Genomic DNA, 15,655 nt, shown 5'->3' with positions numbered 1-15,655 from the left:
TTCATTAGAGGGTCTTTAATGCCCTACAGGCAAGCCATACCCAATTTTGGGTTGGCCGCATTTTTTAGCAATTTCGAATAGCATTCCCATCTGGGCAAGCAGTGCAAGTCGTTATTGAAAATAGGGGTTGAGCAAAGAATACTGCGAGTCGTCAGTTCGGGCGGTAGGCTCGCTTTCTACGTTTGGCAAGTTTTTCGTTTATATCACATGCTGATCGCTTGTTTGCTATTGCTCTTAAGGGGCCTGTACTTCTAAAGTGATCTCTAATGGCAACAAATTAAAAAGCCGGCTTGTGGCCGGCTTCTCGTCGATAGGTCTGGCCTGTTTTTGGCAGGCCTTACCCATCTGCAAAAGGGTAGGGTGCTGCTGCGCTAGGCAGGAGCGGGCAAGCAGGCGGGTAGCCGGGTTGCCGAGCGGGAGCGCGAGTGGCCCCTGCTGCAAGGGGCCACACAATAGCGCAATCGCTTAGTCTTTGTAAGCCGCTACCGCCTTGGTGATTTCGGCGCGGGCTGCGTCAGCATTGCCCCAGTCCTTCAGCTTGACCCACTTGCCTGGCTCCAGGGCCTTGTAGTTCTCGAAGAAGTGTTTGATCTGCTCCAGCAGCAACGGGGGCAGGTCGGTGTATTCCTTCACGTCCTTGTACAGCTGGGTCAGCTTGTCGTGAGGTACGGCCAATACCTTGGCATCGCCGCCGCCTTCGTCGTCCATCATCAGCACGCCAACCGGGCGAGCGCGAATGACCGAGCCGGGTACCACCGGGTACGGGGTCACCACCAGCACGTCCAGCGGGTCGCCGTCGTCAGCCAGGGTATTGGGGATGTAGCCGTAGTTGGCTGGGTAGAACATAGGGGTGGCGACGAAACGGTCCACGAAGAGCGCGTCGCTGTCCTTGTCCACTTCATACTTGATCGGCGCATGGTTGGCCGGGATCTCGATAACGACGTGGATGTCGTTCGGCAGGTCCTTGCCGGCTGGGATTTTGCTGTAGCTCATCAATAGTGCTCCCGTTAAGTCGGATCGTTGGCCAGTGTCTGGCAAAGTGGCGGGATTATAGGCACATCCCGTTGCAGGTGCCACGCTAGGACCATGGCAAGCCTGCTCGGTTGCACCCTGCCTCTAGCGGCGAGCCGCTTTGGTGTCGTTAGTGGCCATGCGTGCCTTTACCAGCCCGATAACCATAGGCAGGAAAGACAGCAGCACAATGAACAGCACCAGCAGCGTGAGGTTCTTCTTGATAAACGGCACATTGCCGAAGAAATAGCCCAAAGTGACCAGCCCGCCCACCCACGCCACGCTGCCGACCACACTGAAGCCCAGGAAGCGGGCATAAGGCATACGCGCTACACCGGCCACGAACGGCGCGAAGGTACGGATGATCGGTAGGAAGCGCGCCAGGGTGACGGTTTTGCCGCCATGGTGTGCATAGAAGGCCTGGGTGCGCAGCAGGTAGTCGCGGCGGAAAATCTTCGAGGTGGGGTTGGCGAACAGCCTTTCACCCAGGGTGCGGCCTACGGTGTAGTTGGTGGTGTCACCCAAAATGGCCGCCGCCATGAGTAGCCCTGCCAGCAGCATAGGGTCCATACCGCCACCGGCGGCCACTGCGCCTGCGATGAACAGCAATGAATCGCCCGGTAGGAAGGGCAGCACCACAAGGCCGGTTTCGCAGAAGATCACGGCGAACAGAATGACGTAGATCAAGCTTCCGTACTGGGTGACCAACTGGTTCAGGTACACGTCCAGGTGAAGAATGAGGTCCAGCGGGTTGAAGTCCATATACGGCTGCCTGTATCCATGCCCGTTCGGGCAAAAAGCACCATTATACGGGTGAATCCACTAGGAAGTTCAGCCTTGGTAACCAGGGCAGGCAAAGGGCGCGCGCGCGGTGCAGAAACCAGGTAGCGGGCGCCGCCTGAGCAGGCGCCCGCTACGGCTACATGGCGCTGCCCACCCGTTAGAAGAAGCCCAGCGGGTTGATGTCGTAGCTCACCAACAGGTTTTTGGTCTGCTGGTAGTGGTCAAGCATCATTTTGTGGGTTTCACGGCCTACCCCGGATTTCTTGTAGCCGCCAAACGCGGCATGGGCAGGGTACAGGTGATAGCAGTTGGTCCATACCCGGCCGGCCTTGATGCCCCGGCCCATACGGTACGCACGGTTGATGTCACGCGTCCACACGCCGGCACCCAGGCCGAATTCCGTGTCGTTGGCAATGGCCAAAGCCTCGGCTTCATCTTTGAACGTGGTCACGCTCACCACAGGGCCGAAGATTTCCTCCTGGAATACCCGCATGCGGTTATTGCCCTTGAGCAGGGTTGGCTGGATGTAGTAACCGGTAGCCAAGTCGCCTTCCAACTTCTCGACCTTGCCGCCGCTGAGCAGCTCGGCCCCTTCGTTCTTGGCGATGTCCAGGTAGCCCAGAATCTTGTCGAACTGCTGCTGGGACGCCTGGGCGCCGATCATGGTGTCGGTGTCCAGCGGGTCGCCACGCTTGATCTGCTCCACCTTTTTCATCACTTCCTGCATGAAGGCCCCGTAGATGGACTCCTGCACCAGCACCCGAGAAGGGCAAGTGCACACTTCACCTTGGTTGAAGAACGCCAGCACTACGCCTTCAGCCGCCTTTTCGATGAATGAAGGCTCGGCTTGCATGATGTCTTCGAAGAAGATGTTGGGCGACTTGCCACCCAGTTCCACAGTGCTGGGAATGATGTTCTCGGCTGCGCACTTCATGATGTGCGAGCCCACAGGGGTTGAGCCGGTGAAAGCGATCTTGGCGATACGCTTGCTGGTCGCCAGCGCTTCACCCGCTTCTTTCCCATAACCCTGCACCACGTTAAGCACGCCAGGCGGCAGCAGGTCACCAATCAGTTCCATCAGTACCGAAATGCCTAGGGGTGTCTGCTCGGCGGGTTTAAGCACGATGCAGTTGCCCGCTGCCAAGGCCGGGGCCAGCTTCCAGGCGGCCATCAGGATCGGGAAGTTCCAGGGGATGATTTGCCCTACAACGCCCAGGGGTTCATGGATGTGGTATGCCACAGTGTTACCGTCGATTTCCGCAGCGCTGCCTTCTTGGGCGCGCAGGGCACCGGCGAAATAACGGAAGTGATCGGCCGCCAGCGGGATATCCGCGTTGAGGGTTTCCCGAACGGCTTTGCCGTTGTCCCAGGTTTCGGTGATGGCCAGCAGTTCCAGGTTCTGCTCGATTCGGTCAGCGATTTTCAGCAGCACCAGTGAGCGCGCCTGCACAGAGGTGCTGCCCCAGGCTTCGGCAGCAGCATGGGCGGCATCCAACGCCTTTTCGATGTCTTCGGCGCTGGAGCGGGGAAATTCAGCAATAGGCTGGCCATTCACCGGTGAAGTATTGGTGAAATACTGGCCTTTCACAGGCGCTACGAACTGGCCGCCAATGTAGTTGCCGTAGCGTTCCTTGAAGGAAACGGTAGCGCCTTCGGTGCCGGGATGTGGATATTGCATGGCGGTGTCCTCTTATTGTTTGGCTGTGCACGCAAGCGTAGAGCAAACCCTAAGCCACTGCTTCGGCGCAATACCCTCTATGGAAAAATGCCCCGCCATGGCTTGGCACGCGCAACCGCACCCGGCGGGTGAAATTCTCCGTGGGCTGGGCTACCCTGCGGCGATGTTTTCCGAGGTTGAACATGCATATCCACATTCTTGGCATCTGCGGTACTTTCATGGGCTCTTTGGCGGTCCTCGCCAAGGAGGCCGGGCACCGAGTGACGGGCTCCGACGCGAACGTGTATCCCCCCATGAGCACGCAGCTTCAGGCCCAGGGCATCGAGCTGACCCAAGGCTACGATCCTGTGCAATTGGAGCCTGCCCCCGACCTGGTAGTGATCGGCAACGCCCTGTCCCGTGGCAACCCGGCCGTAGAGTATGTGCTCAACAAGGGCTTGCCCTACGTCTCCGGCCCTCAGTGGTTGGCAGACCACGTATTGCAAGGGCGCTGGGTGATGGCGGTAGCGGGCACCCATGGCAAGACCACCACCAGCAGCATGCTGGCCTGGGTGCTGGAACACGCCGGCATGGCGCCTGGTTTTCTGATCGGGGGCATTCCACAGAATTTCGACGTATCAGCGCGTTTGGGTAATACGCCGTTTTTTGTGGTGGAAGCTGACGAGTACGACAGTGCCTTCTTCGACAAACGCTCGAAGTTCGTTCATTACCGCCCCCGCACGGCCATTCTTAACAACCTGGAATTCGACCACGCTGATATTTTCCCGGACTTGGCTGCTATCGAGCGCCAGTTCCATCACTTGGTGCGGACCATCCCAGGTGAAGGCCTGATCGTTCACCCCGCGCGTGAAACGGCCCTGGCGCGGGTTATCGAGATGGGCTGCTGGACGCCAGTGCAGACCACAGGGGAGGGCGGCCAGTGGCATGCCCGGCTGCTGAGTGAAGACGGCTCCCGCTTTGAAGTGCTGTTCAATGGCCAGGTAGAGGGGGTGGTTGAATGGCCCCTCACCGGCCGTCACAACGTGGATAATGCCTTGGCCTGCCTGGCAGCGGCGCGCCATGTGGGCGTTGTGCCCGCACTGGGCATCGAGGGCTTGTGCCGGTTCCGCAACGTGAAGCGGCGCATGGAGGTTGTTGCGCAGGTCAACGGCATTAGGGTGTACGACGATTTTGCCCACCACCCCACGGCCATCGCTACCACCCTGGACGGCTTGCGCAAGCGCGTGGGTGCGGCACAGGTCATTGCTATCGTTGAGCCCCGCTCCAACTCCATGAAGCTGGGCGCACACCGAGAAGGCCTACCGGCCAGCGTAGCCCAGGCAGACCAAGTGATCTGGTACGCGCCGCCCAACCTGGGGTGGGACCTGCCCGGGGCGGTTGCCCACTGCACAGTGGCTAGCACCGTGGTCGACAGCCTTGAGGCGATCATCGCCCAGGTCAAGGCCCAGGCTGCACCTGGTACCCATGTGGTGATTATGAGCAATGGCGGCTTTGGCGGCCTTCACGGTAAATTGGCTGAGGCATTGAAATGAACGGTCCGCAACGTATCACCCTTGCAATGACGGGGGCGTCCGGCGCTCAGTACGGCCTGCGCCTGCTGGACTGCCTGGTGCGCGAAGACCGTGAAGTGCATTTTCTGATTTCCAAGGCGGCCCAACTGGTGCTGGCCACCGAGACAGACGTGACGTTGCCGGCCAAGCCCCAGGCCATGCAGACCTTCCTCACGGAATACACCGGGGCCAGTGCAGGCCAGATCAAGGTGTATGGCAAGGAAGACTGGATGGCCCCGGTAGCCTCCGGTTCCGGTGCACCAAGCGCCATGGTGGTAGTGCCCTGTTCCACGGGCACGCTGTCGGCCATTGCCACAGGCGCATGCAACAACCTGATCGAGCGTGCGGCAGATGTGACCCTCAAGGAACGCCGCACGTTGATTCTGGTTCCCCGAGAGGCGCCGTACTCCACGCTGCACCTGGAGAACATGCTCAAGCTGTCGCAGCATGGGGCGATCATCGTGCCCGCTTCTCCCGGGTTCTACCATCAGCCACAAACCATCGACGACCTGGTGGATTTTGTGGTGGCGCGTATCCTGAACCTGCTGGACGTGCCTCAGGACATGTTGCCGCGCTGGGGTGAGTACCACGTAGGTAACGATGAGTAAGGCCTGGCTGCCGCTGATGGTGCTAGCCCTCACCACGGGCTGTGCCAGTGTTCGCACCTTGGACGCCGCCAAGGCGGGTGCCCCTCTGGTGTACGCTGGCACACGGTTGGACCTGTACGCACTCCAGGGCGGATGCTGCCCCATGGACCGGTTTGGCGCACAACCGCCTGCCTGGCCACGAGCGGATCTCCCCGCCAGCGCCTTGCTCGATACGGTATTGCTGCCCTTTTCGCTGTTGTCGGCGATAGGGGTGGGGTACCAGGCCCAGGGCGGGCTGTAAGCGCTAGCAGGCCTACCGGCCCAGTTTTCTCAAATCGTCGGACTCTACCACCCGAATGCCGTCGCTTTCTTCCAGCGCCAGGCGCCATAGGGCCCTGGCCAGTTGGCAGGCTTCTATGCCGTGGTACTTGCCAGGAATCAGGCGGGACAACGGGCCAGCGATCTGTTCGGCCAGGCGCGGCTCGCTACGGTTACCAATCAGCAGGGAAGGCCGTGCCAATGTCAATTGTGGCCACTGCTGTTGGCGAAGCGTCATTTCCAGCTCGCCTTTGACCTGGTTATAGAACGTTGAGGCCTCTGGGTCAGCCCCTACCGCACTGATAACCAGCAAGTGGCGTGCCCCCAGTGCCCTGGCGCGTTGCGCGAAGGCGACGACCAGATCATGGTCAACGGCGCGGAAGGCCGCTTGAGAGCCGGCCTGCTTGATCGTTGTGCCCAGGCAGCAGAACGCGGTATCCACAGGCCCTTCCAGGCTCGGCAAAAGCTCTGCCAGTTCGCCAATAGGGTTATCCAGCCGGCTGTGTTCGGCCAGCGGGCGGCGCGTTGGAGCCACTACCCGCTTCACCGTCGGCTCGTTCAGCAGCCGGTCCAGCACGTGCTCACCGGTAAGCCCGGTTGCGCCCGCAAGCAGGATGTTCTGTGGGGTCAGGTACATAGCGGCTCCTGGGGTTCAATGGCGGGCGGGCAATTTTGATGGGCTATTGTTGCTGCTATCGTGCAGCGCTGCACTGGCCTGCTGCTGTCGTAGCCGATGCCAATGGGTGAGCACGCCCTTGGGGGCCCACATCTGAGGTTCGGACGCCTCGAAGTTTTCAGCTTGCTCGCGCTGCGCAACGATGCTGCTGGCTTGCTGGAAAGCAACCTGCAAGTCATCCGTGGCAGTGAGCGCCTGAGCGAACAGCGCGTCGCCGAAGTAGGTAAAGTCGGCCTCTTCCGAGCAGCCGAAGGACACCCTGTCAGGCCGCGAGGCTGTGATCACAAGCGTCCTGTCATTCTTCAAGGGTTCAATGAACCCGCCGGAATAGCAGGCCGAAACAACCACGACCTTGTCTCTATCCTTGAGCGGTGCCAGCAAGGCGGCGAGATCCTGGCCGGAAATATCGCTTAGCTGGAGGCGCGGCTGCTCCAGCACCAGTTCATGCTCGGAAGTGCCATGGCTGGTGAGGTAAATGAACACCAGGTCCTCCGGGCCACTGCGCTGGGCAATGGCCTGTACCGAGCGGGCGAGGGTTTCTCGTGTCGCCATCGCCCTGTCGGTCAGGTGATCGCGGTGGTTGACCAGGGTCACGCCACCTACCGCCCCAAACCGGGTGGCCAGCAGGTCATGAACGTAATCGGCCTCGCGCATAAACACGCTTTGCTCCCCATCGCCACCCAGCGTCAAGCTGTAGAGTTCAATGGCCGGGCTGGAGTTCGGCAGGCGATTGAGCGCGCGATCCAGCAGGGCGCCTTGAACCAGCAGGCCTTGCTCCAGAGGATCAGGCAGGGCGCGGTCATGTTCGTCGCGTACGCGGCGGCCTTCTGCCCAATACCCAGCCTGCGGCGCTTGGCCAGGCACTACCAGTGTGCCTTTGCCTTGGTAGGCATCGTTGGCAAAGCCGCCGGTGTAGAGGCTGCCATCGGCCGACGCCAGTTGGCCTTCCCCTTGGAAGTGCCAATCCACGAAGTCGCCTTGATAGTGGCTGCCATCGTTGGCGAACAGGTCGCCTGGGCCATTGGGCGCGCCATCTTTGAACTGGCCGATCCACACGTCGCCTGCCTGGGTTTCATACCGGCCATGGCCTTCCAGGCGCCCATGGTGGAAGTCACCGATGTACTGGTCGCCATCGCCGTTGCTGAACGTGCCATGCCCTTCGAGCTGGCCGTCCACAAAGTGGCCACTGAACTGGTTGCCGTCCGCGTCGGTACGCACACCTTCGCCATTGGGCTGGCCGCGCTCGAAGTCGCCTTGGTAAACGCTGCCATCGTCCATGTCCAGATGGCCCGCCCCGGCGTACTGATCGTTCTGGAACCCGCCTCGATAGTTGCGGCCCGGCGCCTTGAGCGTACCTTCGCCTTCACGTTTGCCGCGCTTGAAACTGCCGGTGTAGGTGGTGGTGGCTGTAGTCAGCGTGCCTTGCCCTTCGAACAGGCCTTGGCTGAACTCACCACGGTATACCTCGCCATTGGGGCCATGCCATTCGCCATTGCCGTTCCACTGGCCATCCTTGAACGTGCCTGCGTACCAGCTGCCATTGGGGTAGTCCACCCGCCCCTGGCCTTGCAGCAACCCATCTACAATGGTGCCCCGGTACTGGCCGCCGTCAGGCAGGCGAGCATCGGCAGGCAGCAGGGGTTTACCTTCGCCGCACGCGGCAAGGAGCAGGCACACGGCCAGTGGAGCAAATACGCGCATGACAGGGTCCGGGCAATCGAGGCGCCGAGTATGCCGCACAAGCTGTGGTTGTATACAGCCCTTGGCGCGGTTACCGGTGCTGCTCAGACGAAACACAGCAAAAGAGGCTCTGCCACACAGGCAGGTTTGGCCTGGCCTTCGATCTCCAGGGTCGCCTGGACCTTTAGTAACCATTGGCCTGGACGCTTCTCATCCACGCCCAGCAAGGTCGCTCGCAGCCGCACCTGGGCATTCACAGGGACAGGCTGTAGGAAGCGTACCGCGTCTAGGCCGTAATTGACGGTCATTTGCAGGCCTTCGGGTAGCACCAGCAAGCCGTCGAGCAGGCTCGGAATCAGTGACAAGGTCAGCAAGCCATGGGCAACGGTCGTCCCGAAAGGGCTGTGGGCAGCACGCACAGGGTCTACATGGATGTATTGATGGTCGCCTGTGGCATCCGCGAACCGATCAATGCGGGCTTGATCGATTAGCAGCCAGTCGGAGCAGCCCAGTTCCTGGCCGATAAAGTCTTTCAAATGATGGGCGGGTACCTGGCGCATGGGCAGATCCTGAGTACGGTGCAGTGAGACCATGCCTATAATGCCGCCCACTTCAAGCCGCCACGAGGAGGAAGGCTATGTTGTTGCGAGGGCTGACCTGGCTGATTCTGTTCCAACTGTTCGGCACGGCCATTCATCAATTGTTCCTGCCCATGCTGCCAGGGCCCATCATAGGGCTGCTTTGCCTGCTGGCGTGGTTGATGTACCGGGGTGACGTGCCTCAGCCTATCGAGCTGGCGGCCTCCAGCCTGCTGCGCTACCTGCCCTTGCTGCTGGTGCCGCCTGCTGTCGGGGTTATGGTCTATGCCTCGGTGATTGCTCAGCACTTCTGGGCAATCGTGGGCGCGCTGGGCATCTCGGTGGTGGTGTCTCTTGGCCTGACAGGGTGGCTGATGAATCGCTTGATCAACCTCAAGGTCGGGCAGCCTGAGGGGGGTCGTGATGCTTGACTGGCAGGGTGCAGTGGCCTCGGTTACCCACCACCCTCTCTTTGGCATTGGCGTAAGCCTGGGCGCGTATCAAGCCGCCATGGCCCTTTACGAGCGCACGCGCCTGGTGTTTCTCCAGCCGGTGCTGCTATCGATGCTGCTGGTCGTAGGCGTGCTGTTGGCGTGTGGCATCAGTTATGCCGAATATCGGCACGGCACGGAGATCCTCGCCACCCTGCTGGGGCCAGCAACGGTGGCCTTGGCGGTTCCACTATTTCTGAACCTGCGGCGTATACGGCAACTGTTCTGGCCTACGGTGCTTACGCTGGTTGTCGGCGGGCTGGCGGCCACCGGGTCTGGCGTATGGCTGGGCTGGTGCTTTGGTGCAGATCACGAAACACTCATGACCATGGCCCCCAAATCCGTCACCTCACCCATTGCCATGCTGGTGGCCGGCCAGTTGGGCGGTGTACCGGCACTGGCCGCCGTGTTCGTATTGACCACCGGGGTAATCGGCGGCATTTTCGGCCCAGGTATTCTACGGCTACTCAAGGTGCAGGCACCGGAGGCACGTGGCATGGCATTAGGGCTGACGTCCCATGCTGTCGGTACGTCCGTTGCACTGCAGGAAGGTGAAACCTGCGGCGGGTTTGCCGCGTTAGGTATGAGCCTGATGGGGTTGGCCACTGCAGTCTTCCTGCCCTTGGCCGTCAGCCTGTTTGTATAGAGGAAAGCCAAATGACGTTACCGTTGTTCCCGCTCAATACCGTACTGTTTCCCGGGTGCAAGCTGGACTTGCAGCTCTTCGAAGCCCGCTACCTGGACATGATCGGGCGTTGCATGAAGCAGGGTGAAGGCTTTGGCATCGTGTGCATTGTGCAGGGCAGTGAGGTGGGCGAGGCCGCCACTGCTCACGCTACGCTGGGCTGTGAAGCGCGAGTATTGGATTTCCAGCAGCAGGACAATGGCTTACTGGGCATCCGGATTGAAGGTGGCCGGCGCTTCCAGGTTGAGCGCGTAGAGGTTCAGCGCGACCAACTGATCGTCGCCGACGTCAACTGGCTGGAGGAGGCCCCCGAGGTGCCTGTGCAGGATGAGGACGAGGACCTTCTAGTACTGCTGGCCGCGCTTACTGACCACCCTATGGTCGCTGGGCTGGGCATGGGCGGCCCGCCGCTGGGGCGCCAGGCCCTCGCCAATCGACTGGCCTACCTGCTGCCGTTCGATGACGGCGACAAGCTCGCATTGCTAGGCATCGCCGAGCCTGGCGCCCGGCTGGCAGCACTCCAGGCCTTGCTGGAGCGCATGCAAGGCGAGCTACAAGCCTGAGCGATAACGTTCCCAGCAGCGCGCGGCTCAGTAGGCATAGCGCGTGAGGGCGTCTGCCCAGTCGTGCCAGGTGAACCAGCCAAACAGTAGCAGGCAGGGCACAAGGATCAGTAACCAGGTGCGCCAGCTCAGCGGTTCGAGGCGGTGTACCCGTAAGGTGATTGCCAGGCCGGCAGCGCACACGAACACCGCCAGCAAAGCGCCTGCCAGCACATCCGTCGGCCAATGGGCACCCAGGTAGACCCGTGACAGGGCAATGGACAGGGCAGGGATACAGGCCAGCCCAACCCAGGTCAGCCGCATGCGAGGTGGTTGCCCCCGGCTTGCAAGAATCGCCAGCACCAGGAAGAACGCAAAGGACGCTGAGCTATGCCCACTGGGCATGCTATAGGTGCTCAAGGGGTGGCTGAGGACTTCCGGGCGTGTGCGAGCAAACAGCCATTTCAACGTGCCATTGCCCAATGCGGTACATACCAGCACGCCGCCTGCGAACAAGGCATGGCGCCACTGGCGCGCCACCAGCAGCAATGTGGTCAGCAGGGCGCCTGCGAAAAGCTGTGTACGGAAGTCCCCAAGGCGCGTCACGCCCACGATGAAACGGTCCAGTACTTCGCTACGGTGCTCTTGTACGAGGGTTACCAGGCCCTCATCGAAATGGGCGAGGTAGGGCCAGCCCAGGAACACGCCCAGCATCAGCACAAAGCTGGCCGCGCTGGTAATCACTGTGGCACTCGGTTGCCGGCGCAGGCTGCTGTTAACAGCAAGGCCGATCAACGCTATAAGCCCCACCGCGACCACTGCAGCCTGTGGCCAGAAGCCCGGAGGCAACGGTAGGCGCACTGCCGCGCCAGCCATCCAGCCGGGCAGCAGGTAAGCGATGGACCAACCGGCTGCGGCCAGCAGGCTCACCGGTACAAAGCGAGGCAGCGGCATTCTCAGCATGCCCGCTACCATCGGCAGCATTGGGCGTAGCGGGCCAATAAAGCGGCCTATCAACAGGCTGGCCACGCCATAGCGTGTAATGAAATTTTCGGCCGTGGTGAGCCATTGCGGATGGCTGCGCAAGCCTGGCAGGTGCGGGATTCTATCCTTGAGGCCACGGCCGATGGCATAGGACAGGCCATCGCCCAGTAACCCGCCCGCATAACCCAGCAGTAACGTGTCTCCCAGGCTCAAGGCGCCACCGCCTGCCAAGGCCGAGACCGCGAACAGGGCCACGGTGCCGGGCACGATCAGCCCGGCCACGGCCAGGCACTCGATACAGGCCACCACGAAAATGGTCACCCCCAGCCATTCCGGGTTGGCACTCAGCCATTGGTTTATAGTGCCCAGCCAGGCATGCATGCTCAGAGTCCTTGGGTCAGTAGCTGATAGTCACGCCCTTCCACCTGCCCGCGACGCAGTGGGTTACGTGTGCAGAAACGCGTGTATTGAGCATCGACAAAACGGTACGGCAAGTGTTCATCGCGGCCTTGAGGAATACCCAGGCGGGTGGCCTGTATAACCTGTGGTACCAGAGCGCCTACGTCGTCCACGAACAGGTTGGCCGGGTCGAAACGGCGGGCGTCCCAGTCCGGCACTTTCAGGTTCAATGCCCGGCATAGCAGGGTTTGCCCGGCACACAAGCGCTCGGGCGGGCGTGGCTGGCCGCTGGCGTTAGGGTTGTTGAGAGTCATTTGCGCAAGGGCGTTGGCATCGCTCAGCTCATCTACCCAAGGGAAGGCGGACTTGACCAGCACCGCGTTGCCAGGCCCTTTCGCACTGAAGTTCATCGAATCCCCGCCACGGGCGTAGTACATGTAGATATGCCCACCGTCGAGAAACAGCGCCTTGCGCTTTTCGGTATACCCCAGTGAGGCATGGCTACCTTTCTCGTCCAGGTAATAGGCTTCGGTTTCGATGATTCTCGCGGCCAGCCAATAGGCGCCTTGGCGATGGCGGATGACCTTGCCGAGCAGTTCGCGGGCCACCAGAAGGGCATCCCGGTCAAAAAAGGCGTCGGGCAGGGGATTGAATACGGGCATGTCACCAACCGTTGAAAAAGTGGGGTGGATAATAGCAAGCCATCGGGAGCGGTTTCACGGGGTGATCGTACTTGTTTGTAACCATCTGCCCGGCACCGCTGTTAGTCGCTACCGGTCACAGTTATAATCAGCGGCTTTCCTATTTTCCAAGCCGTGGAACCATGACTGAGCCTGTCCTCGACTACATGCACCGCCTCGGGCACGCAGCCCGCGCTGCGGCCCGGGTCATTGCACGCGCCAGCACGGGCCGCAAGAACCAGGCGTTGCTGGCAACTGCCGATGCCTTGGACCATGCCCGCCACGCCCTGGCCGAGGCCAACCAGCTGGACCTGGACACTGCTCGCGCCAACGGCCTGGAAGCCGCTCTGCTGGATCGCCTGGCCCTTACCCCCGCGCGTATCGATGGCATGATTGCAGGCTTGCGCCAGGTGGCAGCCTTGCCCGACCCAGTGGGTGCCATTCGTGACATGAGCTATCGCCCCTCAGGTATCCAGGTGGGCAAGATGCGCGCACCACTAGGTGTGGTCGGCATCATCTACGAGTCACGCCCCAATGTGACCATCGATGCGGCCAGCCTGTGCCTGAAGTCCGGCAATGCGACCATCTTGCGTGGGGGCTCCGAAGCCATTCATTCCAATCGCGCTGTTGCCGCCTGCATCAGCCAGGGCCTTGAGGCTGCCGGCCTGCCCGCTGCAGTGGTACAAGTGGTCGAAACCACAGACCGTGCAGCAGTAGGCGCACTGATCACCATGCCCGAGTTCGTGGACGTCATCGTTCCCCGCGGCGGCCGTGGGCTGATCGAACGTATCAGTCGCGACGCACGTGTGCCGGTCATCAAGCACCTGGACGGCATTTGCCATGTGTATGTGTCTGCCCATGCAGACCTGCCAAAAGCTCAGCGCATTGCCTTCAACGCCAAAACCTACCGCTACGGCATCTGTGGCGCGATGGAAACCCTGTTGGTCGATGCCGCTGTGGCCGCTGCGTTTGTCCCCGGCATGGCGGCGCAGTTGCGTGAGCACGGTGTGGAACTGCGGGGCTGCGAGCGTACGCGTGAGCTTACCGAGGCACTGCCGGCGTCCGAACAGGACTGGCACACCGAATATCTGGCACCTATCTTGTCGATTCGCGTGGTCAGTGGGCTGGACGAAGCCATCGAGCATATCAACCACTATGGCTCGCATCACACCGATTCAATCGTGACCGACCATCAGGGCGAAGCCCGGCGTTTCATGGCCGAAGTGGATTCAGCTTCGGTCATGCTCAATGCCCCTACGTGTTTTGCCGACGGGTTCGAGTACGGGCTAGGCGCGGAGATCGGTATTTCCACCGACAAGTTGCATGCCAGAGGCCCAGTGGGCCTTGAAGGCCTGACCTGCGAAAAGTATGTGGTCGTCGGTGATGGGCAGCTGCGTGGCGAGTCGAGCGGCCATTGAATGAGCCTGCACGGGCCGCAGCCCACGCCCAGCGAATCGGTCTGCTAGGGGGGACGTTCGACCCCGTGCATATCGGTCACCTGCGCAGTGCGCTGGAAGTGGCCGACATACTGGCGCTGGATGAACTCCGGCTGGTGCCCAATGCGCGGCCGCCGCACCGTGGAGAACCCCAGGTAAGCCCAACACAGCGGCTGGCCATGGTTGAGCAGGCCGTGCAAGATATTGCCCCCTTGTGTGTGGATGGCAGGGAGCTGCTCAGAGAGCGGCCCTCCTATACCATCGAAACCCTTGAGGCGGTGCGTGATGAACTGGCAACGGATGACCAGCTGTTTCTTTTGCTGGGCTGGGATGCTTTTTGCGGTCTGCCAGGCTGGCATCGCTGGAACGAGCTGCTGGCGCACTGCCACATCATCGTGTTGCAGCGGCCGGACGCAGACAGCGAACCCCCGGATGCTCTACGTAATTTGCTGGCCGCCCGTGCGGTCGGCTCACCGGCAGGCCTGCATGGCCCTTCCGGCAGCATTGCTTTCGTCTGGCAGACGCCCTTGGCGGTGTCCGCTACCCAGATCCGCCAGCTGCTGGCCAGCGGCAAGTCGGTTCGTTATCTGGTACCGGACGCAGTATTGGCCTACATCGAGGCGCACGGGCTGTACCGTGCGCCCAACTGACCGGGGCAACGACGGGATACCCCGCGCCCCGAATACACGAGTTGAAGAGTTTTATATGAAGAAGCACACAATGAAGAGCGAAGACCTGGTCCAGTTGGCCACCGTTGCGCTGGAAGACATCAAGGCCCAGGACATCCTCAGCATCGATGTGAAGGAAAAGACCAGCATTGCCGACTACATGCTGATCGCCACCGGTACGTCTGGCCGTCACGTAAACTCCATGGTCGAGCATGTACGTGAAAAGGTGAAGGAAAAGGGTGTTCAGCCCTTGGGTGAGGAAGGCAAGGGCGACAGCGACTGGGTGCTGCTGGACCTGGGCGACGTGATCGTGCATGTGATGACCGCTGCCGCGCGCCAGTTCTATGACCTGGAGCGCCTGTGGCACGGGGCCGAACAGAGCCGTGCCCAACACGCGCCCGACCAGCACGGCACCGACCAGGAATAACCGCCCCCGTGCGTTTACGTCTGATCGCCGTGGGTTCGCGAATGCCGAAATGGGTAGAAGAGGGCTGGCATGAGTACGCCCGCCGGCTACCCGCCGAGCTGCCCTTGGAGCTGGTCGAGATCCCGCTCAATACGCGCGGCAAGAACGCCGACGTTGCCCGGTTCATGCGCCAGGAAGGTGAAGCGATGCTGGCCAAGGTGCAACCCGGCGAGCGTATCGTGACGCTGGAGGTGCAGGGCAAGCCCTGGAGCACCGAGCAACTGGCGGGTGAGCTTGACCGCTGGCGCCTGGATGCCCGCACCGTGAACTTCATGGTGGGCGGCCCGGAAGGGCTGGCCCCGGAAGTGTGCGCGCGCGCGGACCAGCGGTGGTCACTGTCAGCACTTACGCTACCTCACCCGCTGGTGCGTATCCTGATCGGCGAGCAGGTCTACCGGGCATGGACGGTACTGTCCGGCCATCCCTATCACAAATAAGCCCTA

18 protein-coding genes are annotated in these 15,655 nt (G+C 61.3%); 10 read left to right on the top strand and 8 right to left on the bottom strand.

The window, feature by feature from the left end:
• Window positions 1–465 precede the first annotated feature (465 nt).
• The 3 genes from ppa to exaC form a co-directional block, all read right to left on the bottom strand.
• A complete protein-coding gene (ppa, locus tag HBH25_RS16995; RefSeq protein WP_168085134.1) occupies window positions 466–993 on the bottom strand; it encodes an inorganic diphosphatase in 528 nt (175 codons plus the stop codon).
• Window positions 994–1,116: 123 nt separating this feature from the next.
• Window positions 1,117–1,773, bottom strand: coding sequence for a DedA family protein (locus tag HBH25_RS16990; RefSeq protein ID WP_168085133.1), 657 nt, complete (start codon window positions 1,771–1,773; stop codon window positions 1,117–1,119).
• A 178-nt stretch (window positions 1,774–1,951) separates the two neighbouring features.
• Window positions 1,952–3,472: an acetaldehyde dehydrogenase ExaC gene (exaC, locus tag HBH25_RS16985; RefSeq protein WP_168085132.1), complete on the bottom strand. Its 1,521-nt coding sequence runs from the start codon at window positions 3,470–3,472 to the stop codon at window positions 1,952–1,954.
• Between the two features lie 182 nt (window positions 3,473–3,654).
• On the opposite strand from exaC, the gene mpl reads away from it, so the two are divergent.
• The 3 genes from mpl to HBH25_RS16970 are packed head-to-tail and all read left to right on the top strand — an operon-like array spanning window position 3,655 to window position 5,910.
• Window positions 3,655–5,004, top strand: a complete 1,350-nt coding sequence (mpl, locus tag HBH25_RS16980; RefSeq protein WP_168085131.1) for a UDP-N-acetylmuramate:L-alanyl-gamma-D-glutamyl-meso-diaminopimelate ligase — start codon at window positions 3,655–3,657, stop codon at window positions 5,002–5,004.
• The gene (ubiX, locus tag HBH25_RS16975) at window positions 5,001–5,630 is read left to right on the top strand and encodes a flavin prenyltransferase UbiX (RefSeq protein ID WP_168085130.1); all 630 of its coding nucleotides are present in this window, start codon (window positions 5,001–5,003) and stop codon (window positions 5,628–5,630) included. Before mpl ends, ubiX begins: the two co-directional genes overlap by 4 nt.
• Window positions 5,623–5,910 carry a YceK/YidQ family lipoprotein gene (locus tag HBH25_RS16970; RefSeq protein WP_168085129.1) on the top strand — a complete coding sequence of 96 codons (288 nt, stop codon included), beginning with the start codon at window positions 5,623–5,625 and terminating at the stop codon, window positions 5,908–5,910. Before ubiX ends, HBH25_RS16970 begins: the two co-directional genes overlap by 8 nt.
• 12 nt (window positions 5,911–5,922) lie before the next feature.
• On the opposite strand, the gene HBH25_RS16965 is transcribed toward HBH25_RS16970, so the two are convergent.
• The 3 genes from HBH25_RS16965 to HBH25_RS16955 form a co-directional block, all read right to left on the bottom strand.
• Window positions 5,923–6,564 (bottom strand): Rossmann-fold NAD(P)-binding domain-containing protein, encoded by a 642-nt coding sequence (locus HBH25_RS16965; RefSeq protein ID WP_168085128.1) that lies wholly within the window; start codon window positions 6,562–6,564, stop codon window positions 5,923–5,925.
• 15 nt (window positions 6,565–6,579) lie between these two features.
• Complete coding sequence (locus HBH25_RS16960; protein ID WP_168085127.1) at window positions 6,580–8,304, bottom strand: C13 family peptidase; 1,725 nt, start codon at window positions 8,302–8,304, stop codon at window positions 6,580–6,582.
• Window positions 8,305–8,387: 83 nt separating this feature from the next.
• Window positions 8,388–8,843, bottom strand: coding sequence for a MaoC family dehydratase (locus HBH25_RS16955; protein WP_168085126.1), 456 nt, complete (start codon window positions 8,841–8,843; stop codon window positions 8,388–8,390).
• 77 nt (window positions 8,844–8,920) lie between these two features.
• Here HBH25_RS16955 and HBH25_RS16950 point away from each other — a divergent pair, with 77 nt between their 5' ends.
• From HBH25_RS16950 to HBH25_RS16940, 3 genes are read left to right on the top strand one after another with little or no spacing between them, the layout of a single operon-like run.
• Entirely contained in the window at window positions 8,921–9,292 is a 372-nt protein-coding gene (locus tag HBH25_RS16950; protein WP_168085125.1) for a CidA/LrgA family protein, read from the top strand.
• Window positions 9,282–9,998 (top strand): LrgB family protein, encoded by a 717-nt coding sequence (locus tag HBH25_RS16945; protein ID WP_168085124.1) that lies wholly within the window; start codon window positions 9,282–9,284, stop codon window positions 9,996–9,998. Before HBH25_RS16950 ends, HBH25_RS16945 begins: the two co-directional genes overlap by 11 nt.
• Before the next feature lie 11 nt (window positions 9,999–10,009).
• Complete coding sequence (locus tag HBH25_RS16940) at window positions 10,010–10,600, top strand: LON peptidase substrate-binding domain-containing protein (RefSeq protein ID WP_168085123.1); 591 nt, start codon at window positions 10,010–10,012, stop codon at window positions 10,598–10,600.
• A 27-nt stretch (window positions 10,601–10,627) separates the two neighbouring features.
• Here the strand turns inward: HBH25_RS16940 and HBH25_RS16935 are convergent, their stop codons facing one another.
• Together HBH25_RS16935 and HBH25_RS16930 are read right to left on the bottom strand one after the other, a co-directional pair.
• Window positions 10,628–11,944, bottom strand: a complete 1,317-nt coding sequence (locus HBH25_RS16935) for a bifunctional DedA family/phosphatase PAP2 family protein (RefSeq protein ID WP_168085122.1) — start codon at window positions 11,942–11,944, stop codon at window positions 10,628–10,630.
• Between the two features lie 2 nt (window positions 11,945–11,946).
• Complete coding sequence (locus HBH25_RS16930; RefSeq protein ID WP_168085121.1) at window positions 11,947–12,624, bottom strand: DNA-3-methyladenine glycosylase; 678 nt, start codon at window positions 12,622–12,624, stop codon at window positions 11,947–11,949.
• A 161-nt stretch (window positions 12,625–12,785) separates the two neighbouring features.
• Between HBH25_RS16930 and HBH25_RS16925 the strand changes: the two genes are divergently transcribed.
• The 4 genes from HBH25_RS16925 to rlmH are packed head-to-tail and all read left to right on the top strand — an operon-like array spanning window position 12,786 to window position 15,649.
• The gene (locus HBH25_RS16925; protein WP_168085120.1) at window positions 12,786–14,060 is read left to right on the top strand and encodes a glutamate-5-semialdehyde dehydrogenase; all 1,275 of its coding nucleotides are present in this window, start codon (window positions 12,786–12,788) and stop codon (window positions 14,058–14,060) included.
• Entirely contained in the window at window positions 14,057–14,728 is a 672-nt protein-coding gene (gene nadD, locus HBH25_RS16920; protein ID WP_168085119.1) for a nicotinate-nucleotide adenylyltransferase, read from the top strand. The genes HBH25_RS16925 and nadD overlap by 4 nt, the downstream gene beginning before the upstream one ends.
• 55 nt (window positions 14,729–14,783) lie before the next feature.
• Entirely contained in the window at window positions 14,784–15,173 is a 390-nt protein-coding gene (rsfS, locus tag HBH25_RS16915) for a ribosome silencing factor (RefSeq protein ID WP_168085118.1), read from the top strand.
• An 8-nt stretch (window positions 15,174–15,181) separates the two neighbouring features.
• The gene (gene rlmH, locus HBH25_RS16910) at window positions 15,182–15,649 is read left to right on the top strand and encodes a 23S rRNA (pseudouridine(1915)-N(3))-methyltransferase RlmH (protein ID WP_168085117.1); all 468 of its coding nucleotides are present in this window, start codon (window positions 15,182–15,184) and stop codon (window positions 15,647–15,649) included.
• Window positions 15,650–15,655 lie beyond the last annotated feature (6 nt).

This window comes from Pseudomonas quercus (assembly GCF_012033695.1).
GTDB lineage: Bacteria > Pseudomonadota > Gammaproteobacteria > Pseudomonadales > Pseudomonadaceae > Aquipseudomonas > Aquipseudomonas quercus.
This window is presented reverse-complemented; position numbering and strand designations above follow the sequence as displayed.

What these genes read in the sequence shown, in the direction of transcription:
- ppa (WP_168085134.1), bottom strand. Translation starts at nt 993, where the DNA reads ATGAGCTACAGCAAAATCCCAGCCGGCAAGGACCTGCCGAACGACATC.
- HBH25_RS16990 (WP_168085133.1), bottom strand. Translation starts at nt 1,773, where the DNA reads ATGGACTTCAACCCGCTGGACCTCATTCTTCACCTGGACGTGTACCTG.
- exaC (WP_168085132.1), bottom strand. Translation starts at nt 3,472, where the DNA reads ATGCAATATCCACATCCCGGCACCGAAGGCGCTACCGTTTCCTTCAAG.
- mpl (WP_168085131.1), top strand. Translation starts at nt 3,655, where the DNA reads ATGCATATCCACATTCTTGGCATCTGCGGTACTTTCATGGGCTCTTTG.
- ubiX (WP_168085130.1), top strand. Translation starts at nt 5,001, where the DNA reads ATGAACGGTCCGCAACGTATCACCCTTGCAATGACGGGGGCGTCCGGC.
- HBH25_RS16970 (WP_168085129.1), top strand. Translation starts at nt 5,623, where the DNA reads ATGAGTAAGGCCTGGCTGCCGCTGATGGTGCTAGCCCTCACCACGGGC.
- HBH25_RS16965 (WP_168085128.1), bottom strand. Translation starts at nt 6,564, where the DNA reads ATGTACCTGACCCCACAGAACATCCTGCTTGCGGGCGCAACCGGGCTT.
- HBH25_RS16960 (WP_168085127.1), bottom strand. Translation starts at nt 8,304, where the DNA reads ATGCGCGTATTTGCTCCACTGGCCGTGTGCCTGCTCCTTGCCGCGTGC.
- HBH25_RS16955 (WP_168085126.1), bottom strand. Translation starts at nt 8,843, where the DNA reads ATGCGCCAGGTACCCGCCCATCATTTGAAAGACTTTATCGGCCAGGAA.
- HBH25_RS16950 (WP_168085125.1), top strand. Translation starts at nt 8,921, where the DNA reads ATGTTGTTGCGAGGGCTGACCTGGCTGATTCTGTTCCAACTGTTCGGC.
- HBH25_RS16940 (WP_168085123.1), top strand. Translation starts at nt 10,010, where the DNA reads ATGACGTTACCGTTGTTCCCGCTCAATACCGTACTGTTTCCCGGGTGC.
- HBH25_RS16935 (WP_168085122.1), bottom strand. Translation starts at nt 11,944, where the DNA reads ATGCATGCCTGGCTGGGCACTATAAACCAATGGCTGAGTGCCAACCCG.
- HBH25_RS16930 (WP_168085121.1), bottom strand. Translation starts at nt 12,624, where the DNA reads ATGCCCGTATTCAATCCCCTGCCCGACGCCTTTTTTGACCGGGATGCC.
- HBH25_RS16925 (WP_168085120.1), top strand. Translation starts at nt 12,786, where the DNA reads ATGACTGAGCCTGTCCTCGACTACATGCACCGCCTCGGGCACGCAGCC.
- rsfS (WP_168085118.1), top strand. Translation starts at nt 14,784, where the DNA reads ATGAAGAAGCACACAATGAAGAGCGAAGACCTGGTCCAGTTGGCCACC.